Genomic DNA, 25,068 nt, shown 5'->3' on the forward strand with positions numbered 1-25,068 from the left:
GGTTGGCGTTTTCGGCTACCGCGTTGCGAGGGGTCGCAAGGCAGGATGCAACCATCAATAACCAGAGGATGGAAGCATGGACCGTACTTCTGCAAGCCCCCAACGACTGAATGCAGCTCAACGATCAGCCCGTATCCGTGAAGTGGTGCTGGCCAGAGGCGTCGAGTTGCGCCAGCAATACCCGATTCTCAAGCATCAGGACGCCATGGGCGCAGGCATTCTGGCCTTCGCCCTGGCTGGCATGGTCGGCTCGGCCGCGCTCTACATGACCGGGTACATGGCCTGGTGGGCATGCCTGCTGCTCAACGCGTTTTTCGCCTCGCTGACCCATGAGCTGGAACACGACCTGATCCACAGCATGTACTTCCGCAAGCAGAAGGTGCCGCACAACCTGATGATGGGGTTGGTGTGGCTGGCGCGGCCGAGCACCATCAACCCCTGGATTCGCCGCCATCTGCACCTCAATCACCACAAGGTGTCCGGTTCCGAGGCTGACCTGGAAGAGCGCGCCATCACCAACGGAGAGCCATGGGGCTTCGCGCGCTTCTTGATGATTGGCGACAACATTATGTCGTCGTTCATCCGCATGCTGCGGGCCAAGACCTGGGCAATGAAGTTCAGCATCATTTACCGCACGCTGAAGGTCTACGCACCCCTTGCGCTGATGCATTGGGGCGCGTGGTACGTGTTTCTCGGTTTCCACGCAGCGAACGGCGTTGCGCATCTGATGGGCGCACCGATCGAGTGGTCGGCGACCACGTTGTCGGTGATGCCGGTGATCGACATCGCAGCCGTCGTGATCATCGGCCCGAATGTGTTGCGCACCTTCTGCCTGCACTTCATCAGCTCAAACATGCACTACTACGGCGACGTTGAACCGGGCAACGTGATGCAGCAGTGCCAGGTGCTGAACGCGTGGTGGCTGTGGCCGCTGCAGGCGTTCTGCTTCAACTTCGGCAGCAGCCACGGAATTCATCACTTTGTGGTGAAGGAGCCGTTCTACATCCGCCAGTTGACCGTGCCGGTGGCGCACAAGGTGATGCGTGAGATGGGGGTGCGGTTCAATGATTTCGGCACGTTTGCGCGGGCCAACCGGTTTGAGAGCAAGGAGGAATTGGTCGCAGAAAAGGTGCGTACGGCTCAGGCTTAGTAGTGCTTGAAAGGGCCTCTTCGCGGGCAAGCCCGCTCCCACAGTGGATATGCGTTGAACACAAATTTTGTGATTAACAACAAACCTGTGGGAGCGAGCTTGCTCGCGATAGCGGTACATCAGGCAACATCAATCCGGCTGAAACGGCGACTCACTCAGGATCACCCCGGTCTCATCCACATACCGCTGCCAATGCTCGATCAAGGCACTGAGCTTCTGCGGCTGACTCGATGCCAGGTCGTGAATCTCCCCCGGATCATTGCCCAGGTCATACAGCTGCCAGGTCGCCGGGCCCACCGGTCCCGGGATGTACACCGCCTTCCATTGCCCCTGTCGAATCGCTCGCCGACCGAACAATTCCCATCCGGTAACGGTGTGCTCGTCATGCACTTGCGCCGTTTCGCCCGACAGAAACCCAAGCCACGACTTCCCGCGAACCTCTGCCACGGGTTTGCCGTGCCATTGCTTGCCCGGATGGCGCACGCCGGCCAGGTCGAGAATGGTCGGCGTGATGTCCATCACGGTGCCGAAGCCGTGGCTGATCTGACCCTTGAGCGGCAGCTGCGGGTAATGCACCAGCGCCGGCACCCTGATCCCGCCTTCGGTGGTGAAGGCCTTGAACAGCCGCGACGGTGCGGTAGCCACTTGTGCCCAGTTCGGCCCGTACCAGACGTAGGAATTGGCTCGGCCGATGTTGTCCAGGCTGTTGTCGTAATGCTGGTTGAGATAGGTCAGCAACTGCGGTCCGAATTTCGGGAAGGCTTCCAGCAATGCCCCTTCGGCGCCGTTATCGGACATGAACAGGATGAAGGTGTTGTCCAGTTGCCCTTGCTGGCGCAAGTAATCGACGACACGCCCAATGTTCCAGTCCATGCGCTCGACCATCGCCGCATAAACTTCCATGGCCCGCGCGGAAATCTGCCGCTGTTCATCACTCAACGCATCCCACTGTGCGCTCAGCTGGATCAGTGGATGCGGCTCGACATCGGCCTCGATCAACCCCAGGGACTTGAGTTTTTCCAGGCGCTCAAGTCGCAGCACCTCAGGGCCGGCGTCATAGCGCCCGCGGTATTTTTCCACCACATCGGCCGGCGCCTGCAACGGCCAGTGCGGCGCGGAAAACGGCAGGTACGCGAAGAATGGCCGGGTCTGGTCGCGTTCCTTGAGGTATTGCAGCAGCTTGTCGCCAAAGGCATCGGAGGAATAAAAATCCTTCGGCAGTTCATCGATGAACTGGTCGTTTTCGATGTACAGCGCCGGGGTGGATTTCAGCAGCCGTGGCGTCGTTTCATCGTAGGTCGGCTCGAAGCCGTAATGGTTGGCGGCGCCGGGCAACAGCGAAAACGAGCGCTCGAAACCCCGGGCGTGGGGCGCCCGTTCTGCGGTCAGGCCCAGGTGCCATTTGCCGCTCATCAAGGTCTGGTAACCGGCCTCGCGCAACAGCTCGGGCAGGGCGACCACGCGGTCGTTCAAATGCCCTTCGTAGCCCGGTTTACCGATCAGGTCCGGGGTCAGCGCTTCAGCCATGGTGCCGATGCCGGCGATGTGGTGATCGGTGCCGGTGAGCAGCATCGAACGGGTCGGCGAGCAGGTCGGTGCGGTGTGGAAGTCGGTCAGGCGCAGGCCATTGTTGGCCAGGGCATCGAGGTTCGGCGTGTTGATTTCGCCGCCGAAGGCACCGATGTCGGAAAAGCCCAGGTCATCGGCCAGGATCACTAGAAAGTTGGGACGTTGCGGCATCAAGCATTTCCTTTTTCAGTAGGCAATGAAGGACAGTGGCAAATCACGGACCTGCACCGGCACGGGAGGCTGGTAGTGATCGTCGCTGGTGAGTTCGTGAAGCAGTTCTTCGCGTAACTGGTGGAAGTCGAAACTGCTGCGCTGGCGCGGATGGGGCATGGCAATGTCGACCACTTGCTTGATCCGTCCGGGACGCGGCTCCATCACCACCACGCGGTCGGCGAGGAAGATCGCTTCCTCGACATCGTGGGTGACCAGGATGGTGGTGATTTTTGCCCGCGCGCGGATCGCCAGCAGTTCGTCCTGCATCTGCTGGCGGGTCAGCGCATCGAGGGCGCCGAAGGGCTCGTCCAGCAGCAGAATCCGCGGGCTGGCCACCAGGCCGCGAGCGATGGCCACGCGCTGCGCCATCCCACCGGAGAGCTGGTGCGGGTAGGCCCGGGCGAAGTCGCCCAGGCCCACCAGTTCGATGAAGTCATGGATGCGCTTTTGCTTTTGCGCAGCACTCAATGGCTCGTTGACCAGGCCCAGGCCGATGTTGTCGGCCACGCTCAGCCACGGGAACAGACGGTGTTCCTGAAAGACAATGCCGCGCTCGCTGCCGATGCCGCTGACGGCTTTGCCGTCCACGGTGATCTGCCCGCGAAACTGCGTATCGAGGCCCACCAGCAGCCGCAGCAAAGTGGATTTGCCACAGCCGCTGGAGCCGACGATGGCGACGAATTCACCCTCGGCGATGTCCAGGTTGAATTCGCGAATGGCCTCAAGTGTGAAGCCGTCGACGTCGAAGGTTTTACCCACGTGATTGAAGCTGACAATCGGTGCGTTCATGCGTGTCTCCAGCGAGTGGCGCGGATTTCCAGGCGTTGGCCAATAAGGTTGAGCAGTGCGCCGGTCAGGCCCACCAGCAGCATGCCGGCCATGATCAGGTCCATGCGCAGCAGTTGCTGGGCGCCGATCATCTGGCTGCCGATGCCGCCGTTGGACGGCATGAAATATTCGGCGCCGATGGTGCCGAGCCAGGCGTAGATCAGGCTCAGCCTGAGCCCGGCGAAGATCCCCGGCGCGGCACCCGGCAGCACCAGTCGGCGCAGGCGCTGGCGCAGATTCATGCGCAGCACTTGAGCGGCCTCGTTCAGTTGCGGCGAGAGGTGGGCGACGCTGCGCTGGGTGGCGATAAACAGTGGGAAAAATGCCGCGAGGGCAACGAACACCCACTTGGCCAATTCCCCCAGACCGAACCACGCGGTGAGCAGCGGCACCCAGGCGAAAATGGCGATCTGGCGGATGGCGGCGAGGGTCGGGCCGAGTACCCGTTCGCTAGTACGTGACAGTCCCAGCAACAGTCCCAGCGCAAAGCCGAGACCACCACCGAGCAACAGACCGCCCAGGGTACGACCCAGGCTCAGGGCCATGCCGCCAATCAATGTGCCGTCGAACAAACCATCCCGAGTGGTCTGCAGGACGGCCAGCGGGCTGACCAGAATGTTCGCGTCAATCCACTGCTGATCCGTGGTCAGTTGCCACAACGCCAACAGTGCCAGCGGTAGCAGCCAGGGTTGCAGGCGCTGCCAGCCCTGGTAGCGCGGCCCGCGACGGATTTCGGCGGTGGCCGGGTGCGGCCAGTGCACCAGGTGTTTGTCGAGCAGGCCGACGCCGCGGTCCATCGCCACGCCGATCAAGCCGATCACCACGATGCACACGAACACGATGTCGAGCATGAACAACTGTCGTGCCCAGACCATCAGGTAGCCGATGCCTTCACTGGAAGCGAGCAGTTCCACGGCGAGCAGCGAAGTCCAGCCAGCGGCCAGCGCGAGGCGCACTCCGGCCATGAATGCCGGCAGTGCAGCGGGCAGCACCAGGCGGCGGATCAACAGGCGCCTGGGCAAGCGCAACACGGCGGCGGCCTCACGCAACTTTGGTTGCGCATCGCGCACACCGACAAGGGTGTGCAGGGTCACCGGCACCACGATGGCCTTGATCAGCACCACCAGTTTCAGCACTTCACCGATGCCGAAAAACACCATGAACAAGGGAATCCAGGCCAGGGTCGGGACTTGTGCCAACCCGGCGAAGGTCGGAAACACCAGGCGCTCCAGTCGACGGCTGAAACCCAGTGCCGCACCCAAAACAGCACCAGCGCTGATCCCGGCCAGCAGCCCCCAGAACAAGCGTTGCAGGCTGATCCACAAATGGCCCCACAACTCGCCCTGGGACAATTCCACCGCGCTGGTCCAGACCAGCGACGGCGCCGGCAGGATCTGCTCACTCATCCAGTGATTGCGGCTGGCGAGCCACCAGAGCGTGAACAGGCTGAAGGGCAGCAGCCAGGGCAAGAGCCGCTGGCTCAGTGTCGGCCAATGCCGTCGACCATCAAGCCGGGGTGCGGCCAGCGGCAGGCTCAGAAGGGAAACACGGACCATGGGTGACCTCCGTTGTCGGGTTGCAATACAGGCCTGCCTTTTGTAGGAGCGAGCCTGCTCGCGATGAGGGTGTGTCAGGCGACTTATGTGCTGGATGACACACCGCTATCGCGAGCAAGCTCGCTCCCACAGGGTTTAAGGTGTATGCAAAATTGATCTATAAAAATAAAAATTAATTCTATTTGGGGATAAGTAAGGCCATTTAAGGCTTGGAAGCGCGCACGCATCCAATGCATTCGAAGAATATTTTCGATGCTGCCAAGGCATAGTTGGCGGAGAGGCCCGCAGGGGTTGATATAGATCAAAAAGATATAAAAATGTGAATTTATAGTATTTAAGTGCTGGTTCCACTTCGGCCTACTTTCGGCTCCTCAACGCCCATTTCCCCAAGGAGCCGCACCCATGAACCTTCCCTTCAAACGTGTCATCAGCCTGTTCGCTGCACCGGCCCTTGCGGGTCTGCTGGCCTTCACGGCCAACGCCGGTGAGCTCAAGGAAATCCGCATCGCCGTGCCGGACCTGAGCGCCGGTACCCAGCACAGTGGTGGCGGTGTGGTGGATGTGCTGCGCGATCAACAGATCTTCGAAAAGGCCTTTGCCGATCAAGGCATCAAGATTCAGTGGAGTTTCTTCAAGGGCGCAGGCCCGGTGATCAACGAGGCGTTCGCTAACGGTCAGGTCGACCTGGCCTACCTCGGCGATCTGGCGGCCATCATCGGCAAGTCCAATGGTCTGGATACGCGGTTGCTCAGCGCCTCGGCGCGCGGGGTCAAGCATTACCTCGGCGTGGTGCCGGGTTCGGGGATCAAGACCCTGCAGGACCTCAAGGGCAAACGCGTGGCCATCTTCCGTGGCACCGCCAGCCAGTTGTCATTCGATGCGGCGCTGGCCAGTCAGGGGTTGAGCGAGAAGGATGTGAAAGTCATCAACCTCGACTTCAATGCGGCAGTCGCGGCGCTGGCGGCGAAGCAGATCGATGCCTCGTGGGGCGGTTCCGGGCTCACGGCATTGCAAGCCAAGGGGCTGGCCGAACTGCCGCTCAATACCAAGGATCTGGGCAACGCCGGCAGTGTGCAGGCGGTGTTGGTGGGCACCGGAAAATTTGTCGACGAGCATCCCGAGGCGGTCGCCACACTGCTCAAGGCGCAACAGCAAGCCGTGACGTGGCTGACCCAGGAAAGCAACAAGGACGCCTACATTCAACTGGTGTCAGGGCTGGCGAGCTATCCGCCGGTGATCCTCACGCAGGATCTGAAGGATCAGAAACTGAGCGAGGTATTCCCCTCGACGCTTGACCCGGTGTTCCTCGGCAAATTGCAGGATGCGGTGGATCTGGCGTCGCAGCAGAAGCTGATTCGCAAGTCGTTCAAAGTGAGCGATTGGGTGGCGCCGGAGTTGGCTGCGGCGAAGCTTTGAATTTTCAGTGAGCTCACTGGCCCCATCGCGAGCAAGCTCGCTCCCACACTGGATTTTTGTCGTACACAAGCTGTGTGTCCGATAGAGATCCCCTGTGGGAGCGAGCTTGCTCGCGATAGGGCTATCAAACCGCAACGCTGACTTCCTGCTTATCCACCGCCACCAACGTCTCGATCATCGCCCGCGCCGCCGGCGACAACCGGAACCCGGTACGACTGACAATCCCGCATCGCGCATTCATGCTTTCGATGTTCTGCGGCAGATTGCGCCAGTGCAGCAGCACCAGCGAGCCCTGGGCGATGTCCTCGATAAACGCTTCTTGCGTGCCCACGCCGATGGCGTTGGATTGCAGCACCACTTTCACCAGCGCCGGGAAATGTTCGGTCTCGATGGTCGGTGAAAAATCCACCCGGCCACTGAGGTTCGCCAGCAGTTTGCGAATGCCTGGCGGGATCTTGGTGGTCGCCAGCGGGTAGTCGAACATATCGTTGGTCGACAGGCTCTCCTTGGCCAGCAGCGGATGCCCGGGGCGGCAGAAAAACACACCGCGCTTGGGTGTCAGAGCCTGGGTCTGGAAGTTCGGGTCGGACTCGAAATGGCGGATGTCGGCGATGAAGAATTCGATCTCCTCACGGCTCAGGGCGCGGCTGAGTTTTTCCCAGTTATCCACTTCGAAACAGGTGCGCACTTTCGGGTGCGCGTTGATGAATTGCGCCACTGCATCCGGCACCAGTTTCACCGCCGGTGCCGGGCCGCAACCGAAGCGCAGTTCGCCGGCATCGAGCTTGGTCATCTGCGTCACTTCGCAGCTGAGCAACGCCGCACCCTGCACCAGGCTGCGGGCATGTTGCAGCACCACCAGGCCTTCGGGGGTGGGGCGCAAATCCTTGTTGCCACGGTCCACCAGGACGCAGCCGAACTCGTGCTCCAGCCCCTGAATGCTGCGGCTGAAGGCTGGCTGGGTAATGCCCATGGCCTCGGCCGCGCGCACGAAACTGCGGTGTTCGTCGAGGGCGATGAAGTAACGCAACTGGCGAAGATCCATATGCTTTCCCGGCATCCTAAAAATAGCTCGAAGGCATTTGCGACGAGGGTTGACTGAGGTTTTAAATGCAACCTCTTATTCCGTCAACGAAGCATGTTGATATCTATTAGATCTAAATTGAATATAGATAGAGCAGTGTTTCGTGGCCGGTTCAACCGCAAGCAGTCTGATGAGGGTCTACCCATGAGCAATGCCGCTTTCGCAGTACAACCCGCTGTTCACTCGCTTGAAATCCATCCGGTGGCCGGTCGCATCGGTGCCGAAATCCGTGGCGTACAGCTTTCTGGCGAGCTGGATGCCGCCACTGTTGAAGCCATTCAACAGGCGCTGCTGCAATACAAAGTGATTTTCTTCCGCGAGCAGACACAGCTCGACGATCAGCGCCAGGAGGCGTTCGCCCACCTGCTCGGCGAACCGGTGGCGCACCCGACCGTACCGGTGCGCGAAGGCACGCGTTTTCTGCTGGAACTGGACGGCGCCGAGGGCCAGCGAGCCAGCTCCTGGCACACCGACGTGACTTTCGTCGAGGCCTACCCCAAAGCCTCGATCCTGCGCTCGGTGGTGGCCCCGACTTTCGGCGGCGACACCCTGTGGGCCAATACCGCCACTGCCTACGACGGGTTGTCGGCGGAGCTGCGTGAGCTGGCCGACAAACTGGTCGCCGTGCACAGCAATGAATACGACTACGCCGGTACCAGGCCTGACGTCTCTGCCGAGAAGCTGGAGCGCTATCGCAAGATCTTCACTTCGACCGTCTACGAGACCGAACACCCCGTGGTCCGCGTGCACCCGATCAGTGGCGAGAAGAGCCTGTTGCTGGGGCATTTCGTCAAGCGCATCAAAGGCTATTCCCAGGCTGATTCGGCGCACCTGTTCGGGTTGCTGCAAAGCCATGTGATCCACCAGGAAAACATCGTGCGCTGGCGCTGGAAGGCTGGCGATGTGGCGATCTGGGACAACCGCTCCACCCAGCATTACGCGGTGGATGACTACGGGACCCAGGACCGGATCGTGCGGCGGGTGACGCTCAAGGGTGAAGTGCCGGTGGGGGTGAATGGGCAGGTCAGCCAGACCGTGAAAGGGCCGGATATCGGCGGCGTCTGAACTGACGCTATCGCGAGCAAGCTCGCTCCCACAGGGGGTCTTCGGTGTTCACAGGATCAGTGTGGGAGCGAGCTTGCTCGCGATGGCGGCCTGGCAAGCAATAAAGCATTTCTTCTGATCGGGAACCCCGCCTTATGAGTCCGTTGTACCTCGCCCCAACTTCGTCCCCCCAACGGCTCAAACGCCTGCCCCTGGCCCTGTTACTGGCAGGCAGTGCCAGCTGGACCCAAGGCTATGCGGCCGACAGCACCACCCCGCAATCCACCCCCTCAACAGCCGCCACAGCCGACAGTGCACAACTGGAAACCGTGACGGTCACCACTCGCCGCCGCGAAGAAAGTTCGCAGGATGTGCCGACGCCCATGAGTGTGGTCAGCGGCCAGACCCTGGAAATCCAGCGGGTCTATCGCATCCAGGATTTGCAGCAACTGGTGCCCAGCGTCAACGTCGCCTACATGCATGCGCGCCAGTCCAGCGTGTCGATCCGTGGCCTGGGCAACAACCCGGCCAGCGATGGCCTGGAAGGCAGTGTCGGCCTGTACCTCGATAACGTTTACCTCGGCCGGCCGGGCATGGCCGTATTCGACCTGATGGACATCGAGCAGCTCGAAGTGCTGCGCGGTCCGCAAGGCACGTTGTTCGGCAAGAACACCACCGCCGGCGTGATCAACATCAGCACCCGCGCGCCGACCTTTACCCCCGAACGCAGCATCGAATCTTCGGTGGGCGAGGACGGATACTTCCAGACCAAGGGTACGATTTCCGGCCCGCTGAATGAGCGACTCGCCGGACGCTTTTCTGCGTATCGCACCCGTAGCGACGGTGACATCAAGAACGAATTCGACGGCCATGACCTGAACGGTGGCTCCCGCGATGGCTTCCGTGGCCAGTTGCTGTTCAAGCCCAACGAATCGTTCAACCTGCGCTGGATTGGCGACTACAACGAAGAAGATTCCAGCGCCGGCACCCGTGTGTTGTTCAACACCGGGCCGACCATCAATGGCTTCAATCTCTATCAATCGCGGGCCAATGCCGCTGGCGCGACACTGGTTGACGGCACGCACCGCAAGGTCAACCTGAACAACGACCAGCACGTTACCGTGCATCAGGGCGGTACCTCGGTCGAGGCCAACTGGACGCTGCCAAGCGACTTCACCCTGACCTCCATCAGCTCCTATCGCTGGTGGAATTTCACCCCGCGCAATGATGACGGCCTGAACGTATCCACCTTCTTCAACGCGGGCGTTTCGGTGGAGGATAAGCAGTACTCCCAGGAGTTTCGCCTGGCGTCGCCCTCCGGCGGATTCTTCGATTACGTGCTCGGCGCCTATTACTTCGGCTCCAACCTGGACAACAAGTCGTTCACCTTTTACGGCCCGCAAGCGGACATCTGGAACGGCACGCCCAACGGTGCGCTGAACAACGTCGACAGCGTCGGCAACGGCCATATCGAAACCAACAGCTTCGCGCTTTTCGCCCAAGGCACCTGGCACCTGACTGAGCGCCTTGATTTCACCGCCGGCCTGCGCGGCACCTATGAAGAGAAAAACGCCCAGGTGACCCGTGATGCGCCGGCCGGTGGTGCAGCGGTCACCGGAGCGGCGGCCGCAGCACGACGCGCTCGTGCGGGGGCTTTCGACTCTGGCGATTTGAATCAGTACAGTTCTAGCCCCTCGGGTCTGTTGAACCTCAGCTACCGCCTCACCGACGACCTGCTCACTTACGCCACCTTGTCCCATGGCGAAAAATCCGGCGGCATCAATCTGGCCGTCGGCACGGCGCCGGTGGCCGGTGCCGATTCGCTGTTGATCGGCACCGAGCGCGCCAACAACGCCGAACTCGGTTTCAAGAGCACCCTGTGGGACCGACGCCTGCAACTCAACGCCAACCTGTTCTGGACCCAGGTCAACGGCTATCAGACCAACGCCTTCGACGACGTCAACCGCGTGCAGTTCCTGACCAACGCCGGCTCGGTACGCTCCCGTGGCGTGGAATTCGAAAGCACCTTGCTTGCGTTGCGCGGCCTGACGCTGAACATCAACGGCTCGTACAACGACGTCAGTTACCTCTCGTACAAGAATGCGCCGTGCCCGCCTGAAGTCAGCCTGAGGCCCGGTGCTCCAGCCTCCTGTGACCTGACCGGGCATCAAGTGGTTGGCGCTTCGAAATGGATCGGCAACGCCAACGGCGAATACAAGTGGAACCTGAGCAACGGCTTCGAAGAGTACGTCACTGCCAGCTATGCGTTCCGCTCCAAAGCAGTGGGCACGGTGGAAGATTCCGATTTCGGGCAGATCCCGAGTTATGCGCTGGTCAACCTGTCCACCGGCCTGCGCGGCGACTTCAACCAGGGACAGTGGGACGTTTCGTTGTGGCTGAAAAACGCCTTCGACAAAACCTACTACACGACGCTGTGGACGGCCGCGAATGGTGGGTATGAAGGGCTGCTGGGCACGCCGCGGACGCTGGGTGTGACCGGTCGATATGACTTCTGACGGCGAAAAATCATGCCTCGAATGAATATTTTCAATGCGGGCAAAGCATCGGTTTTTTTCCACTACGCCCGAGCCCTTGAACGGCGGGCTCTGGCGGTGGGTTGATGGCTTGTATATTCGTTTATGATCTAAATATAAGTTTAAACATTACTTTAAGCGCTAAGCGTTCAGGCCAATGATTGCTCTACCAGGACGTCGTCGGGGGATGTTCAGTACGACGTTCCGGTAATCCGCAAAGAGACCGCAGGGAGTTGAACAATGGGCAATGTCCAGACCGCCGTCAGTGCACATGAAGTGCTGTGGCGCCAGGCACCCGGTGGTGAGTTGGTCGACCTCGGCCGACCGCACCGGGTGCCCTTGGGCCAGTTGCGTTTGCAGCGCGCGCCCAAAGGCATCTTGAGTCGACGGGAGACGATCCTGCTCGGTGTGCTGGCGTTGCTGGTGCATGGCGTGGTGATTTATTGGGTCAATCAACAATCGACCCCGGTGCTGCCCATCGTGCCGCCGCAGACTCCGCCGATGACCATTGAGTTCTCGCGTCCGGCACCTGCGGTGGTCGAGCCGCCGCCACCGCAACCTGTCCAGCCAGTGGTCGAGCCGCCACCGCCCGTGGAAGACGAACTGGCCGTGAAGCCGCCGCCACCGAAGCCGGTTCCCAAGCCCAAACCGGTTGCCAAACCGATACCGAAACCGGCGCCCAAGGCGGTTGAGCAACCACCCGCGCCGCCGAAACCGGCAGCGCCCGTAGCGGCCCCTGCGCCACCTGCTCCCCCGGCCCCAGCTCCCGTGACACCCGCTTCAGCGAACGCGGGCTACCTGAAAAACCCGGCGCCGGAGTACCCCTCGCTGGCCCAGCGTCGCGGCTGGGAAGGCACGGTGTTGTTGCGCGTGCATGTGCTGGCCAGCGGCAAGCCCGGCGAGATCCAGATCCAGAAAAGCAGCGGTCGCGATGCACTGGACGAAGCTGCACTGAACGCGGTGAAACGCTGGAGTTTCGTGCCGGCCAGGCAAGGTGATGTCGCCCAGGATGGCTGGGTCAGCGTGCCCATCGATTTCAAGATTCATTAAACCGAAACCAATTTCGCGCGAAACGTTTACACGAGGAATACACCATGACGTTACTGGCATCTCCACTTGAATCCATCGAAAGCGCGGTGATCTGGCTGCTGGTGGTTTTTTCCGTCGCGACCTGGGGTTTGGCATTGCTCAAGGGCGTGCAGTTCGGTCGCCTCAAGGCACAGGATCGAAAGTTTCATCAACAGTTCTGGGCCGCTTCGAGTCTCGATTCGGCGGCGGAACTGAGCGAAATCCGGCCCGGAGCGGCAGCCCGGGTGGCGCAGGCAGGTTATGCCGCGATCCAGGTGGGCGAGACGCCACAGGCGGCGGATTTGAGCCAGGCGATCAATCATCAGGATCGTCTGGAGCGTGCCTTGCGTCAGCAGATCGTGCGCGAGCGCCGGTCGCTGGAAACCGGGTTGGCAGTGCTCGCGAGTATTGGCAGCACCTCGCCGTTCATTGGTTTGTTCGGCACGGTGTGGGGAATCATGGAAGCGTTGAAGGGCATCAGCGCGGCCGGTTCGGCGAGTCTGGAAACGGTCGCCGGGCCGATTGGCGCGGCGCTGGTTGCCACCGGCGTAGGGATCGCCGTCGCGGTACCGGCGGTGCTGGTTTACAACTATTTTTTGCGTCGTTTGAAACTGACGGCGGCGGACCTGGATGACTTCGCCCACGACTTCTACAGCCTGGCGCAGAAGAGTTCGTTCCGCGTGCTGATTCACCCGACGGCACACAAACTGGCGGCCCAGGGCAGCGCACAGAAAGTGAAGGAGGCGTCCTGATATGGCCTTCTCCACGCAAGACACCGATGAGGTGCTCAGCGAGATCAATGTGACGCCGCTGGTGGATGTGATGCTGGTGTTGCTGGTGGTGTTCATCGTCACCGCGCCACTGCTGACCAACGCCATTCCGATCAACCTGCCCAAGACCGAAGCGGTGGCGCCGGTGGAGCAGAAAGACCCGTTGGTGGTGAGCATCGACGGTGCCGGCAAACTGTTTATCAACAAGGACGAGATACAGCCGGACTTGCTGGAGTTCAACCTCAGGTCGGCGAAGGCCAAAGACCCCGAGGTGCGCGTGCAGTTGCAGGCGGACGATGGGGTGAATTACGGCGAGGTGGCCCGGGCCATGGCGTCGATTGAGCGGGCAGGGATTACCAGGCTGTCGGTGATTACTGCGCGTTAACCGATTTTCGATTTTCCGGGGCCGTCTCCTTGGCAGGGTGCGGCCCTTTTTTTTGGACTGGATTTGATCCCTGTGGGAGCGGGCTTGCTCGCGAAAGCGGTGGCTCAGTCGACATGGATGTTGGATGTGCCGGCCTCTTCGCGAGCAAGCCCGCTCCCACATTTAAGTGTGCTGTATATTCAATTATCGTATTAACAAATAGCTTCTTATTCCTTAACGAATATATCTCTCCTCCCTATACTCGTCCGGGAACAGACACGCAGCAGGAGTGTTCCCCATGCGCAACGAATCCATTCGCTACTTGATTGTGCCGGGCTGGCAGGGATCGCCAGAAGATCATTGGCAAAGCCACTGGCAGAACAGTCTGCCGAACAGCGCACGGGTGGAGCAGGCCGACTGGCTGACACCGCGCCGTGAAGACTGGGTCGCGGCGCTGGCCGAGGCGATTGCCGCCGATAGCACACCGGTGATTCTCATTGCCCACAGCCTGGGCTGCATCACTGTCGCCCATTGGGCAGCGACCGCACCCGTGCAGTTTTTGCGTCAAGTGCGTGGTGCCCTGCTGGTCGCACCGGCGGATGTCGAGCGCCCGGCCTGCGCGCCGGCCTTGCGCAACTTCGCGCCGATCCCGACGGATCTGCTGCCCTTTCCGAGCCAGGTCGTCAGCTCCGACAACGACAGTGCCGTCAGTGCGCCGCGAGCCCTGGAGCTGGCGCGCCAATGGGGCGCCGAGGCGGGAATTCTGGCGGGGGCGGGGCATATCAACGTGAAGTCCGGTCACCAGCGCTGGGAGCAGGGTTTTGCCTATCTCTATCGCCTGCAGAACCGTATGGAACACCACGCCCTGCGCCGCGCTTGAACACTTTCTTTATTTAACGCCCCCCGTCTCCCGGCGGTTTGGGCGGGAGTCTGCCATGAGCTTTGAAACCTTCGGTCAGCCGCTGCTGACCTTTCCCGATGCCGAAAAAAGTCCCCTGAGCATCCGCGCCAAGGCGTTGGTGTTTGTCGATCCGCGTTCGCGGAAGTTGCGCGAGGACCTGGAGCAACTGGCCACGCGTTCAGTCTCGGTGCTGATCCGTGGCGAAACCGGGACCGGCAAAGAATTGCTGGCGCGGCATATCCATCGCGCCAGTGATCGCGGCGGGTTGTTCGTCTCGGTCAATTGCGGCGCGATCAGCCCGACCTACGCCGACGCCGAGCTGTTCGGCTATGCGGCGGGCAGCTACAGCGGTTCGGCGAGCAGTCGTGCAGGCTGGTTCGGTTCGGCCAATGGCGGCACGCTATACCTGGACGAAATCGGCGACCTGCCGCTGCCGATCCAGATCAAGCTGCTCGCCGCCCTGGAGAACCACGAAGTCACCCGCGTCGGCGCTCAGCAGCCGAGCCCGGTGGATGTGCGGCTGGTGGCGGCCACCAGCATCGATCTGGCCCAGGCCGTCGCCGCCGGAAAATTCCATGAGCGGCTCTATCACTACCTCAGCGAAGGCCAGCTCGAACTGCCGGCGCTGCGCGAGCGCACGGGCGACATCCTGTCGCTGGCCGAATACTTTCTCGGCATCTACAGCCAACGCCTCGGCCTGCCGGTGCCATTGATCAGCGAAGCGGCGCAACTTGTGCTGGAACGCCACAGTTGGCCGGGCAATACCCGGGAGCTGGAAAACATCATTCACTTTGCGCTGTTGGTGAGCACCGGTGACGAAATTTTGCCGGAGCATTTGAATTTGCCTGATGAAGGTCTGGGAAAGATCGAACGGCAGCTCAAGCAGATTTTTTGCAACGGTTCCGATGCCGAAAAAGACGCCTTGAAACAACTGCTCGCAAACGCCGGATTTCTGTAGGAGCGAGCTTGCTCGCGAGAAACCCAAAGACGCCGTTGGGTATCAGGTTTGCGCGTTTTCGTTCTCGACCATCGTCGGAACGCCACCCGGAGCAAACTCGCTCCTACAGCTGTATGAGCAAAATGGAATATGAAGCTGAATAAACGTTATTGTTCGGGAATAAAAAATCCCGGTATTGTCCGCTTCACGCCAGCGATAGCACTTCACTGGCACTCTCATCTTCAAGCCGTCGCCACAAGCGACTGTGATTTTCGATAAGGACACTGCATGAAAAAGGTTCTGTTGTTCACCGCATTGGCGGCTGCCCTGACCGCGGGCCTGGCCCAGGCTGGCGAAAAACTGGTGGTTGCCGCAACCCCGGTTCCACACGCCGAGATTCTCGAGCTGATCAAGCCAACCCTCGCCAAAGAAGGCGTGGACCTGGAAATCAAAGTTTTCACCGACTACGTTCAGCCGAACGTTCAGGTCGACCAGAAACGTCTGGACGCCAACTACTTCCAGACCCTGCCTTACCTGAAAAGCTTCAACGAAGGCAAAGGCACTCACCTGGAAACCGTGATCGGCGTGCACGTCGAACCGTTCGGCGGCTACTCGAAGAAAGTCAAAACCCTGGCTGAGTTGAAAGACGGCGCGACCATTGCCATCCCGAACGAAGGCAGCAACAGCGGTCGTGCCCTGATCCTGCTGCAGAAAGCCGGCCTGATCGAGTTGAAGGACCCGAAAAACGCTCTGGCCACGCCGAAAGACATCGCCAAGAACCCGCACAACTTCAAGTTCAAGGAGCTTGAGTCCGCGATGTTGCCGCGTGTGCTGGACCAGGTCGACCTGGACATGATCAACACCAACTACGCGCTGGAAGCGGGTCTGAACCCGGCTAAAGATGCCTTGGTGATCGAAGGTGCCGATTCGCCTTACGTGAACTTCCTGGTGGCTCGTCCGGACAACAAGGACAGCGTTGCCATCCAGAAACTGGCCAAAGCCCTGACCAGCCCTGAAGTGAAAGCGTTCATCGAGAAGAAGTACAGCGGCGCGGTATTGCCTGCGTTCTGATTCGCGAAGTAAACCCCTTCAAGGTTTCAAACGCCGACGGCTGATTTAGCGTCGGCGTTTTTTTGAGCGTTCGATTTACCTGTGGCGAGGGAGCTTTTGTGGCGAGGGGGCTTGCCCCCGTTCGAATGCGCAGCATTCGTCCCAAGGTGCGTCATTGAGAATTTGGGAGGTTATTAGGGGCCGCTTCGCAGCCCAACGGGGGCAAGCCCCCTCGCCACAAAGAGCCTGTTGACCCTGGAGTTGCTCAGGCCGGCCCGGCCTTCAACGCCCTGTGCAACGCCATCAATAATTTCAGAATGTCCTGCGGATCCAGCCGTTGCGGCGTTTTTACGTCTGCCATGTTCTCGTCCTTGTGAGGTGTTGGCCGGGAGTCTGGCCAAAAGTGGTACGTCCCTGGAGCTGTGTTTCGAAAAAAAGATCCTTCCTGTGGTGCAAGGGAAAATAGACGTCTTCCATCGTCCCGGCAAATCACCTGCCATTCAATCCGGCCAATACCATGCCGGCTCATCCAGCATGCGCTGGCCCACGATCCCGGTCTGGCCGAGATTTTTTTCCAGCACGATGCAGTTGCATTGCGGATCCTGCTGCAATGCCGAAATCAAGCGCCGGGCATGGGACACCACCCACACCTGACACTGTTCTGATGCACGGATAATCAAACGCGCCAGCGCCGGCAGCAGATCCGGATGCAGACTGGTTTCCGGTTCGTTTAACACCATCAGGGTTGGCGGCCGCGGCGTCAGCAGCGCTGCAACCAGCAGCAAGTAGCGCAATGTTCCGTCCGACAACTCGGCGGCCGACAGCGGCCGCAACAAACCCTCCTGAAAGAACTCGATGGTGAAGCGTCCACCCGGCAGTGGTTCGATGTGCAGTCGCGCGCCGGGAAATGCGTCGCTGATCGCGGCCTGCAACGCCTCGGGATCGCCGATTTCGATGATCGTCTGCAAGGCCGCCGCCAGGTCGCGTCCGTCGTGATGCAGCACCGGCGTGCGGGTGCCCAGTTGTGGTTGACGCGCCGGGGCGTTGGCATCGCTGCGAAAGTGATCGTAAAAGCGCCAGCGACGGATGAACTCGCGCATCTCCAGCACTTCCGGCGAACCGCGCAGGCTACCGACCTGATCGAACAGGCTGTCGAAAGTCGGCGTGTGTTGGGCCAGTACATCCCAGCTGCGATTGGCGCGGGCGCGAATCATTGGGCCGTCACGATCGACCAGTAGACTGGCCGGACGATAGAACGCTCCAGCCCATAGGCATTCGCGCTTGATCTGCGGGTCGAGGCTGAAACGTGACGGTATGGGCAAGCTGTGCCCGGGCAGCATGAAATGGCCATTGGAATCTGGCAGCCCCAGGCTGATCGAGTAGCCAAAATCTTCACCGGCAAAACCCAACCGCAGGCGTTTGACGCCTTGGCGCACCGTGGCTTCGATGGGCACTTCGCCGTTGCGCATGCGCCGGCTGATGGTTTCCGGGCCGGCCCAGAAGGTCGAATCCAGCCCGCCTTCACGGGCCAGGGCATTGACCACACCGCCCTGCGCGGTTTCCGCCAGCAGCCGCAGCGCACGGTAAAGGTTGGATTTGCCGCTGCCATTGGGGCCGGTGATCAGATTCAGCTGGCCCAGCGGGATCACCAGTTTGTTGATCGAGCGGTAATTGGCCACCGCGAGGGTCTTGAGCATGTGGGGTCCTGAAACGGTATCGACGGAGCTCATTGTCAGGCACGCGTAGCCGTCTATGGCAAGCGTTTCAGGCGTTAAGCGTTGCGGTCTGTTTCTTCATAAGGGGGGCGTGCACGGTTGGAATACTGTTCTAAGCTCTCTGTCGAGTTGTCCATAAAAAAGGCCAAGGAGTGTGCATGGCGGTTCCTGGATTGAAAGTCGTAATGGCCTTGAGTGTCGTCACCCTGTTGACCGCTTGCGACGAGAAAAAGCCCGTGCAGGAATACCTGCCACGGGTGTTCGTGCAAGTCGTCAAGCCAGCGGATTACGCGGCCCCGGTTACCCTCACCGGTGATATCCAGGCCCGGGTACAGACAGAGCTGTCTTTCCGCGTGGGTGGCAAGATCATCCAGCGCTCGGTCGACGTCGGTGATCGAGTGACCGCCAAGCAAGTGCTGGCCCGGCTCGACCCCAAGGATTTGCAGACCAACGTCGACTCGGCCCAGGCACAAGTGTTGGCTGAACAGGCGCGAGTGACGCAGAGCGCAGCGGCGTTCGTGCGCCAGCAAAAGCTCTTGCCCAAGGGCTACACCAGCCAGAGCGAATTCGACTCGGCCCAGGCAGCCTTGCGCAGCAGCCAGAGCGCCTTGAGCGCCGCCCAGGCGCAGTTGGCCAACGCCAGGGATCAGTTGAACTATACGGCGCTGATCGCCGATGCGCCGGGGATCATTACCGCGCGTCAGGCGGAAGTCGGCCAGGTGGTTCAGGCGACGATGCCGATCTTCAGCCTGGCCCGGGACGGCGACCGGGATGCGGTGTTCAATGTCTATGAATCGCTGCTGGCCGAGAAGCCGAGGGATGAAACCATTGTCCTGAGCCTGCTCGACAACCCGGCGATCAAAACCACCGGCACCGTGCGCGAAATCACCCCGTCGGTGTCGGCACAATCCGGTACCGTGCAGGTCAAGGTCGGCCTCAACAGCCTGCCCGACGGCATGCAATTGGGCTCGGTGGTGAGTGCCACGGCCAGGGGGTCGGGCAAGTCGGTCATCGAGTTGCCATGGTCGGCGCTGACCAAAAACATCAGTGAACCTGCGGTCTGGATTGTCGATGACAAGGGCAAGGCCCAGTTGCATTCGGTTACTGTCAGCCGCTACCTGACCGGCAAGGTCATCATCAGCGACGGGTTGAAGGGTGGGGAGAAAGTCATTGTCGCGGGCGGACAGTTGTTGCACCCGGACATGGAAGTCGAGATTGCCGAAAACACCTACAAGGATCTGACTTGGGGAGCTAAGCCATGAAGCCTTTATGGGCGTTGTCCATCGGGCTGGTGCTGAGCGCCTGTTCCAAGAGCGAACCGCCGCCGACACCGGTACGGCCTGTGTTGTCGATCAAGATCCAGGCCTTGAGCGAAGAGGACCTGGGCCGCTTCGCCGGCAGCATCCAGGCCCGCTATGAAAGCAATACCGGCTTTCGCGTGGGCGGGCGCATCGCCAGTCGTAACGTCGATGTCGGAGCCGCAGTGGAGAAGGGCACGCTGCTCGCCACCCTCGATCCTTCCGATCAGCAGAACCAGTTGCGTTCGGCCCAGGGCGACCTGTCGAAAATCCAGGCGCAACTGATCAATGCCAAGGCCAGTGCCCAGCGTCAGCAAGCCTTGTTTGATCGCGGGGTCGGTGCGCAAGCGCAACTGGACCAGGCCAATACATACCTGAAAACCACCCAGGCCTCCCTCGATCAGGCCCGGGCGGCCGTCAACCAGAGCAAGGACCAACTGGGCTACACCGAGTTGCGCGCCGACCATAAAGCCGTGGTCACCGCATGGAGCGCCGAGGCCGGGCAAGTGGTAACGGCGGGTCAGCAAGTGGTGACCCTGGCACAACCGGACATCAAGGAAGCGGTGATTGACCTGCCGGATACCCTGGTCGATCAACTGCCCAGCGATGTGGTGTTTCTGGTCGCTGCGCAACTTGATCCGAGCATCAACACCACCGCCGTCATTCGCGAAATCGAACCTCAGGCCCAAAGCGCTACACGCACCCGTCGCGCCCGCCTGTCCCTGGCCGAAACGCCACAGGGTTTTCGCTTGGGTACGGCCATCAGCGTCACCCTGAGCTCGGCAATCAAGCCGCGCATCGAGCTGCCTGTCACCGCGCTGCAAGAGGTCGATGGCAAGCCACGTATCTGGGTGATCGATGCGCAGAGTAAAACCGTCTCCCCCCGTGAAATCCAGGTGATCAGCCGCACCGACAGCACCGTGGTACTGGCCGGCGGCGTGAAGAACGGCGAGCGGGTGGTCAGTGCCGGTGTCAACAGCCTCAAGCCGGGGCAGCAAGTGAAATTCGACGAGGACAGTCAATGAAAGGGCCTTTCAACCTCTCGGAATGGGCCCTCAAGCATCAGTCGTTCATCTGGTATCTGATGTTCGTCGCGTTGCTGATGGGTGTGTTCTCGTATTTCAACCTGGGGCGCGAAGAAGACCCTTCGTTCACCATCAAGACCATGGTGATCCAGAGCAAATGGCCGGGGGCGACCCAGGAGGAAACCCTCAAGCAGATCACCGACCGGATCGAGAAAAAGCTCGAAGAGCTCGACTCCCTCGACTACGTGAAAAGCTACACGCGCCCCGGCGAATCGACGGTGTACGTGTACCTGCGCGACACCACCAGTGCCAAGGACATCCCGGAAATCTGGTACCAGGTGCGTAAAAAGATCAACGACATCAAATACCAGTTCCCGCAGGGCATACAGGGGCCGTCGTTCAACGACGAGTTCGGTGACGTCTTCGGGTCGATCTACGCCTTCACCGCCGACGGCCTGACCCTGCGTCAGTTGCGCGACTACGTGGAACAGGCGCGCATGGAAATTCGTGGCGTGCCGGGCTTGGGCAAGATCGAAATGGTCGGCCAGCAGGACGAAGTGCTGTACCTGAACTTCTCCACGCGCAAACTCGCCGCGCTGGGCATCGATGAGCGTCAGGTGGTGCAGAGCCTGCAATCTCAGAACGCCGTGACCCCGGCGGGTGTCATCGAGGCCGGGCCGGAGCGGATTTCGGTACGCACCTCAGGGAAGTTCGCTTCGGAGAAAGACCTGGCCGAGGTCAATCTCAAGCTCAACGACCGCTACTATCGTCTGGCCGACATTGCCGAAATCAGCCGAGGCTACGTCGATCCGGCCTCGCCGGAATTCCGCTTCAACGGCAAACCGGCCATCGGCCTGGCGATTGCCATGCAGAAGGGTGGCAACGTCCAGGCGTTCGGCAAGGCCTTGCACGCCCGTATTGACCAGTTGACCGCCGACCTGCCGGTGGGCGTTGGCATTTACAACGTGTCCGACCAGGCCGTGGTGGTCGAGGAAGCCGTCGGCGGCTTTACCAGCGCGTTGTTCGAGGCGGTGGTGATCGTGCTGCTGGTCAGCTTCGTCAGCCTTGGCGTGCGCGCCGGACTGGTGGTGGCCTGCTCGATCCCGCTGGTGCTGGCGATGGTGTTCGTGTTCATGGAGTACAGCGGCATCACCATGCAGCGGATTTCCCTGGGCGCACTGATTATCGCCCTCGGCCTGCTGGTGGACGATGCGATGATCACCGTGGAGATGATGGTCACGCGCCTGGAACTGGGCGAGACCAAGGAGCAGGCCGCAACTTTCGCCTACACCTCCACGGCGTTCCCGATGCTCACCGGTACGCTGGTGACGGTAGCGGGCTTCGTGCCGATCGGCTTGAACGCCAGCTCGGCCGGTGAATACACCTACACCCTGTTTGCGGTGATTGCCTGCGCGATGCTGGTGTCATGGGTGGTGGCGGTTCTGTTTGCGCCGGTGATTGGCGTGCACATTCTCAGCACCAAGGTGAAACCCCATGAAGGTGAACCCGGGCGTATCGGCAAGGCCTTCAACGGCGGGCTGCTGTGGTGCATGCGCAATCGCTGGTGGGCCATTGGCATCACCGTGCTGTGCTTTGTGCTGGCGGTGTTCAGCATGCGCTACGTGCAGAACCAGTTCTTCCCGTCTTCGGATCGCCCGGAAATCCTGGTGGACCTGAACCTGCCGCAAAACGCCTCGATCGACGAAACCCGCCGGGCCGTCGATCGCCTCGAAGCCACGCTCAAGGACGATCCGGACATCGTGCGCTGGAGCACTTACATCGGGCAGGGTGCAATCCGTTTTTATCTGCCACTGGACCAGCAACTGCAGAACCCGTTCTATGCGCAGTTGGTGATCGTCAGCAAAGGCCATACCCGTGAAGCCATGATGCAGAAGCTTCGCGAGCGCTTGCGCAACGACTTCGTCGGCATCGGCAGTTATGTCCAGGCACTGGAAATGGGCCCGCCGGTAGGGCGTCCGATCCAGTACCGGATCAGCGGCAAAGACATCGACCAGGTGCGCCGACATGCCATCGACCTGGCCACGGAGCTGGACAAGAACCCGCACATTGGCGAGATCATCTACGACTGGAACGAACCGGGCAAAGTGCTGCGCATCGACATCGCCCAAGACAAGGCGCGGCAGTTGGGGTTGTCTTCCGAGGATGTGGCCAACCTGATGAACGGCATTGTCAGCGGCCAGGCGGTGACCCAGGTCGACGACGACATTTACCTGATCAACGTGGTCGGTCGTGCGGTGGACTCCGAGCGCGGTACGCCGGAAACCCTGCAGAACCTGCAAATCGTCACGCCTGGCGGCACGTCGATTCCACTGCTGGCGTTCGCCACGGTGCGCTACGAACTGGAGCAGCCGCTGGTGTGGCGTCGCGATCGCCTGCCGACTATCACCATCAAGGCGGCGATCCGCGACGAGATCCAGCCGACGGACCTGGTGAAAATCCTCAAACCGTCCATCGAAGCCTTCGCTGCCAAATTGCCGGCGGGCTACAAGGTTGCCACTGGTGGTACGGTGGAGGAAAGCGGCAAGGCCCAGGGACCGATTGCCAAGGTTGTGCCGTTGATGCTGTTCCTGATGGCGACCTTCCTGATGATCCAGTTGCACAGCGTGCAGAAGCTGTTCCTGGTGGCCAGCGTCGCGCCGTTGGGGCTGATCGGCGTGGTGATCGCGCTGGTGCCTACGGGTACGCCCATGGGTTTCGTGGCGATCCTCGGGATTCTCGCGTTGATCGGTATCATCATCCGTAACTCGGTGATCCTGGTGACCCAGATCGAGGAGTACGAACTGAAGGGTTATGCGCCGTGGGATGCGGTGGTGCAGGCCACCGAGCATCGACGTCGGCCGATCCTGCTGACCGCCGCAGCGGCGAGCATGGGGATGATCCCGATTGCCCGGGAAGTGTTCTGGGGCCCGATGGCCTACGCGATGATTGGCGGGATCGTTATCGCCACCTTGCTGACGCTGCTGTTTTTGCCGGCGCTGTATGTGGCCTGGTACAAGATTCGCGAGCCGAAGAAAGAGGTGGCTTAAAAGCGAGCGCTGCGCGCTCATCGCGAGCAAGCTCGCTCCCACAGGAGTACGCGGTCAACTGTGGGAGCGAGCTTGCTCGCGATGGCGTCCGGACTGACTACACAGCTTTACGCCACACACTCGCCAACCAAGGCTGTTGCTCCCGCGGCAGCCCTGCCGGCCGGTAGTAATGCTCAAGCTCCTCAAACCCAGCCTCGGTCAACAATTGCTGCCAGGCTGCCAGGTCGTGATATGCCCCGTAACGCGGCCCGTTCCAGCCTTCCTGATTCTCGCCTCGGGGATTGGAACTGAACAACACCCCACCCGGTTTCAGCGTTCCCCACAACTGCTTCAACACCCGTGGCAACTCCTGACGCGGAACATGAAACAGCACCGCGTTGGCAAAAATTCCGTCGAAGCGCTCGGCCGGCAGATCAAGCTTCAGGAAGTCCTGCTGCCAGACCTCGCAACCACTGTCCTCACGGGCCATCTGCGCGAATTTTTCCGAACCGTCGAGGCCGACAGCCTTGTGGCCCATACGGGTGAACGTCTGCAAATCACGACCCGGCCCGCAGCCAAAATCGAGAATGTCGAAAGGCGCATCGCTTTGAATATGCCGCAACAGGGCATCGATATTCTGGCTGACGTCGTGATCGCGCGTGCCTTCACGGAAGTCTTCGGCCACTGCGTTGTAATGGCCCAGGGTGGTGGCGGTGATCTGTTCGAGGTCGTCGGGTGTTTGTTTCATGGTCGGCTGCGCAGGCAATTTGGATTCACCGAATATACGCCATGGCGCCGGGGGCTGCTGCGCAGCCCATCGCGAGCAAGCTCGCTCCTACAGTTGATCCTCAGTGCACACAATATTTGTGCACGGCGCGAATCATTGTAGGAGCGAGCCTGCTCGCGATGACGGTGGCACAGACAGCAAATGACTCAATCCTTTTTCATCCCCAAACACTCAATGGAGTGATCCACCATCGCCTTGGCAATCTCCAGCAAATGCCAGATCGAGTACACCATCGCCCGGTCGGCGCCCTTGAGTTGATCGCCACACTGATACGCCGTGACCGAAGCACAGCGCAGCAGGTCGGCGACATAGAGTTGGGTGTCTTCGAAGCTCACGTCCTTGCTGACGTTGTAGAAGCGCATTTCATCGGGTGGTGCGGGTTGCTTGCCGGTGAGGTGGAAATCGATGGCACGGTAAAGCGCTGAGCGATCCCTGAGCGGGTCATCGGTGGAGGTTTCGGGGGGTGGATCGGGAACGGATTTTTCCATGAGTGTTACTCCTATTGCTGCATGGGAGCCATCACGTATCGCCTACTAAACGATTGGGTGGCGGCTGTACGCAGGTTAGTAGGCCGGTCAATAGGAAAACCGGTGCACCCGAAGGTGCCCCACGCACAGCCACCATATTTTGCATGCGGCAAAACTTGCCGGACATGAGCATGGAATCGCTATGCGCCTATTGTTCCGGGCTACTAAACCCGATCACTGATGAGCAGTGACGGGCCGAGACTAGC

Annotated in this window: 20 protein-coding genes; 13 read left to right on the top strand and 7 right to left on the bottom strand. The window is 60.6% G+C overall.

What is annotated here, in order from left to right; all coding sequences use genetic code 11:
* Window positions 1–76: 76 nt before the first annotated feature.
* Window positions 77–1,150 carry a fatty acid desaturase gene (locus ACEN8Z_RS03625; RefSeq protein ID WP_495596795.1) on the top strand — a complete coding sequence of 358 codons (1,074 nt, stop codon included), beginning with the start codon at window positions 77–79 and terminating at the stop codon, window positions 1,148–1,150.
* Window positions 1,151–1,279: 129 nt separating this feature from the next.
* Here ACEN8Z_RS03625 and ACEN8Z_RS03630 read toward each other — a convergent pair whose 3' ends face one another.
* From ACEN8Z_RS03630 to ACEN8Z_RS03640, 3 genes are read right to left on the bottom strand one after another with little or no spacing between them, the layout of a single operon-like run.
* Window positions 1,280–2,890, bottom strand: coding sequence for an arylsulfatase (locus ACEN8Z_RS03630; protein WP_495596796.1), 1,611 nt, complete (start codon window positions 2,888–2,890; stop codon window positions 1,280–1,282).
* A 15-nt stretch (window positions 2,891–2,905) separates the two neighbouring features.
* Window positions 2,906–3,721 (bottom strand): ABC transporter ATP-binding protein, encoded by an 816-nt coding sequence (locus tag ACEN8Z_RS03635; RefSeq protein WP_495596797.1) that lies wholly within the window; start codon window positions 3,719–3,721, stop codon window positions 2,906–2,908.
* Complete coding sequence (locus ACEN8Z_RS03640) at window positions 3,718–5,316, bottom strand: ABC transporter permease (protein ID WP_495596798.1); 1,599 nt, start codon at window positions 5,314–5,316, stop codon at window positions 3,718–3,720. The genes ACEN8Z_RS03635 and ACEN8Z_RS03640 overlap by 4 nt, the downstream gene beginning before the upstream one ends.
* A gap of 402 nt (window positions 5,317–5,718) precedes the next feature.
* Here ACEN8Z_RS03640 and ACEN8Z_RS03645 point away from each other — a divergent pair, with 402 nt between their 5' ends.
* Window positions 5,719–6,732 (top strand): ABC transporter substrate-binding protein, encoded by a 1,014-nt coding sequence (locus tag ACEN8Z_RS03645; RefSeq protein WP_495596799.1) that lies wholly within the window; start codon window positions 5,719–5,721, stop codon window positions 6,730–6,732.
* Between the two features lie 124 nt (window positions 6,733–6,856).
* Here the strand turns inward: ACEN8Z_RS03645 and ACEN8Z_RS03650 are convergent, their stop codons facing one another.
* A complete protein-coding gene (locus ACEN8Z_RS03650; protein ID WP_495596800.1) occupies window positions 6,857–7,777 on the bottom strand; it encodes a LysR family transcriptional regulator in 921 nt (306 codons plus the stop codon).
* Window positions 7,778–7,960: 183 nt separating this feature from the next.
* On the opposite strand from ACEN8Z_RS03650, the gene ACEN8Z_RS03655 reads away from it, so the two are divergent.
* From ACEN8Z_RS03655 to ACEN8Z_RS03690, 8 genes are all read left to right on the top strand, one after another.
* A complete protein-coding gene (locus tag ACEN8Z_RS03655; protein ID WP_495596801.1) occupies window positions 7,961–8,881 on the top strand; it encodes a TauD/TfdA dioxygenase family protein in 921 nt (306 codons plus the stop codon).
* Between the two features lie 134 nt (window positions 8,882–9,015).
* A complete protein-coding gene (locus ACEN8Z_RS03660) occupies window positions 9,016–11,376 on the top strand; it encodes a TonB-dependent receptor (RefSeq protein ID WP_495596802.1) in 2,361 nt (786 codons plus the stop codon).
* 258 nt (window positions 11,377–11,634) lie between these two features.
* Window positions 11,635–12,444, top strand: coding sequence for an energy transducer TonB (locus ACEN8Z_RS03665; RefSeq protein ID WP_495596803.1), 810 nt, complete (start codon window positions 11,635–11,637; stop codon window positions 12,442–12,444).
* 44 nt (window positions 12,445–12,488) lie between these two features.
* Window positions 12,489–13,214, top strand: coding sequence for a MotA/TolQ/ExbB proton channel family protein (locus ACEN8Z_RS03670; protein WP_495596804.1), 726 nt, complete (start codon window positions 12,489–12,491; stop codon window positions 13,212–13,214).
* Window position 13,215: 1 nt separating this feature from the next.
* Complete coding sequence (locus ACEN8Z_RS03675) at window positions 13,216–13,617, top strand: ExbD/TolR family protein (RefSeq protein WP_007999758.1); 402 nt, start codon at window positions 13,216–13,218, stop codon at window positions 13,615–13,617.
* Between the two features lie 277 nt (window positions 13,618–13,894).
* A complete protein-coding gene (locus tag ACEN8Z_RS03680; RefSeq protein WP_007999757.1) occupies window positions 13,895–14,476 on the top strand; it encodes an alpha/beta hydrolase in 582 nt (193 codons plus the stop codon).
* 55 nt (window positions 14,477–14,531) lie between these two features.
* Window positions 14,532–15,455: a sigma 54-interacting transcriptional regulator gene (locus ACEN8Z_RS03685; protein ID WP_495596805.1), complete on the top strand. Its 924-nt coding sequence runs from the start codon at window positions 14,532–14,534 to the stop codon at window positions 15,453–15,455.
* Between the two features lie 267 nt (window positions 15,456–15,722).
* Window positions 15,723–16,505, top strand: a complete 783-nt coding sequence (locus ACEN8Z_RS03690; protein ID WP_007972924.1) for a MetQ/NlpA family ABC transporter substrate-binding protein — start codon at window positions 15,723–15,725, stop codon at window positions 16,503–16,505.
* 479 nt (window positions 16,506–16,984) lie between these two features.
* On the opposite strand, the gene ACEN8Z_RS03695 is transcribed toward ACEN8Z_RS03690, so the two are convergent.
* Complete coding sequence (locus ACEN8Z_RS03695) at window positions 16,985–18,181, bottom strand: AAA family ATPase (protein WP_495596806.1); 1,197 nt, start codon at window positions 18,179–18,181, stop codon at window positions 16,985–16,987.
* Window positions 18,182–18,357: 176 nt separating this feature from the next.
* On the opposite strand from ACEN8Z_RS03695, the gene ACEN8Z_RS03700 reads away from it, so the two are divergent.
* The 3 genes from ACEN8Z_RS03700 to ACEN8Z_RS03710 are packed head-to-tail and all read left to right on the top strand — an operon-like array spanning window position 18,358 to window position 23,569.
* Window positions 18,358–19,461 carry an efflux RND transporter periplasmic adaptor subunit gene (locus tag ACEN8Z_RS03700; protein ID WP_495596807.1) on the top strand — a complete coding sequence of 368 codons (1,104 nt, stop codon included), beginning with the start codon at window positions 18,358–18,360 and terminating at the stop codon, window positions 19,459–19,461.
* Complete coding sequence (locus tag ACEN8Z_RS03705; RefSeq protein ID WP_495596808.1) at window positions 19,458–20,522, top strand: efflux RND transporter periplasmic adaptor subunit; 1,065 nt, start codon at window positions 19,458–19,460, stop codon at window positions 20,520–20,522. The genes ACEN8Z_RS03700 and ACEN8Z_RS03705 overlap by 4 nt, the downstream gene beginning before the upstream one ends.
* Window positions 20,519–23,569, top strand: coding sequence for an efflux RND transporter permease subunit (locus ACEN8Z_RS03710; protein WP_495596809.1), 3,051 nt, complete (start codon window positions 20,519–20,521; stop codon window positions 23,567–23,569). The genes ACEN8Z_RS03705 and ACEN8Z_RS03710 overlap by 4 nt, the downstream gene beginning before the upstream one ends.
* 97 nt (window positions 23,570–23,666) lie before the next feature.
* On the opposite strand, the gene ACEN8Z_RS03715 is transcribed toward ACEN8Z_RS03710, so the two are convergent.
* Together ACEN8Z_RS03715 and ACEN8Z_RS03720 are read right to left on the bottom strand one after the other, a co-directional pair.
* Window positions 23,667–24,296 (bottom strand): class I SAM-dependent methyltransferase, encoded by a 630-nt coding sequence (locus tag ACEN8Z_RS03715; RefSeq protein WP_495596810.1) that lies wholly within the window; start codon window positions 24,294–24,296, stop codon window positions 23,667–23,669.
* Between the two features lie 185 nt (window positions 24,297–24,481).
* A complete protein-coding gene (locus ACEN8Z_RS03720) occupies window positions 24,482–24,823 on the bottom strand; it encodes a DUF6124 family protein (RefSeq protein ID WP_495596811.1) in 342 nt (113 codons plus the stop codon).
* Window positions 24,824–25,068: the final 245 nt, after the last annotated feature.

This window comes from Pseudomonas sp. Pseusp10 (assembly GCF_059492225.1).

Bases quoted from the DNA above. Each gene is read 5' to 3' on its own strand.
- ACEN8Z_RS03645 (WP_495596799.1), top strand. From the start codon at position 5,719: ATGAACCTTCCCTTCAAACGTGTCATCAGCCTGTTCGCTGCACCGGCC.
- ACEN8Z_RS03640 (WP_495596798.1), bottom strand. From the start codon at position 5,316: ATGGTCCGTGTTTCCCTTCTGAGCCTGCCGCTGGCCGCACCCCGGCTT.
- ACEN8Z_RS03705 (WP_495596808.1), top strand. From the start codon at position 19,458: ATGAAGCCTTTATGGGCGTTGTCCATCGGGCTGGTGCTGAGCGCCTGT.
- ACEN8Z_RS03660 (WP_495596802.1), top strand. From the start codon at position 9,016: ATGAGTCCGTTGTACCTCGCCCCAACTTCGTCCCCCCAACGGCTCAAA.
- ACEN8Z_RS03650 (WP_495596800.1), bottom strand. From the start codon at position 7,777: ATGGATCTTCGCCAGTTGCGTTACTTCATCGCCCTCGACGAACACCGC.
- ACEN8Z_RS03710 (WP_495596809.1), top strand. From the start codon at position 20,519: ATGAAAGGGCCTTTCAACCTCTCGGAATGGGCCCTCAAGCATCAGTCG.
- ACEN8Z_RS03685 (WP_495596805.1), top strand. From the start codon at position 14,532: ATGAGCTTTGAAACCTTCGGTCAGCCGCTGCTGACCTTTCCCGATGCC.
- ACEN8Z_RS03700 (WP_495596807.1), top strand. From the start codon at position 18,358: ATGGCGGTTCCTGGATTGAAAGTCGTAATGGCCTTGAGTGTCGTCACC.
- ACEN8Z_RS03635 (WP_495596797.1), bottom strand. From the start codon at position 3,721: ATGAACGCACCGATTGTCAGCTTCAATCACGTGGGTAAAACCTTCGAC.
- ACEN8Z_RS03630 (WP_495596796.1), bottom strand. From the start codon at position 2,890: ATGCCGCAACGTCCCAACTTTCTAGTGATCCTGGCCGATGACCTGGGC.
- ACEN8Z_RS03665 (WP_495596803.1), top strand. From the start codon at position 11,635: ATGGGCAATGTCCAGACCGCCGTCAGTGCACATGAAGTGCTGTGGCGC.
- ACEN8Z_RS03675 (WP_007999758.1), top strand. From the start codon at position 13,216: ATGGCCTTCTCCACGCAAGACACCGATGAGGTGCTCAGCGAGATCAAT.
- ACEN8Z_RS03715 (WP_495596810.1), bottom strand. From the start codon at position 24,296: ATGAAACAAACACCCGACGACCTCGAACAGATCACCGCCACCACCCTG.
- ACEN8Z_RS03680 (WP_007999757.1), top strand. From the start codon at position 13,895: ATGCGCAACGAATCCATTCGCTACTTGATTGTGCCGGGCTGGCAGGGA.
- ACEN8Z_RS03655 (WP_495596801.1), top strand. From the start codon at position 7,961: ATGAGCAATGCCGCTTTCGCAGTACAACCCGCTGTTCACTCGCTTGAA.
- ACEN8Z_RS03670 (WP_495596804.1), top strand. From the start codon at position 12,489: ATGACGTTACTGGCATCTCCACTTGAATCCATCGAAAGCGCGGTGATC.
- ACEN8Z_RS03695 (WP_495596806.1), bottom strand. From the start codon at position 18,181: ATGCTCAAGACCCTCGCGGTGGCCAATTACCGCTCGATCAACAAACTG.
- ACEN8Z_RS03690 (WP_007972924.1), top strand. From the start codon at position 15,723: ATGAAAAAGGTTCTGTTGTTCACCGCATTGGCGGCTGCCCTGACCGCG.
- ACEN8Z_RS03720 (WP_495596811.1), bottom strand. From the start codon at position 24,823: ATGGAAAAATCCGTTCCCGATCCACCCCCCGAAACCTCCACCGATGAC.
- ACEN8Z_RS03625 (WP_495596795.1), top strand. From the start codon at position 77: ATGGACCGTACTTCTGCAAGCCCCCAACGACTGAATGCAGCTCAACGA.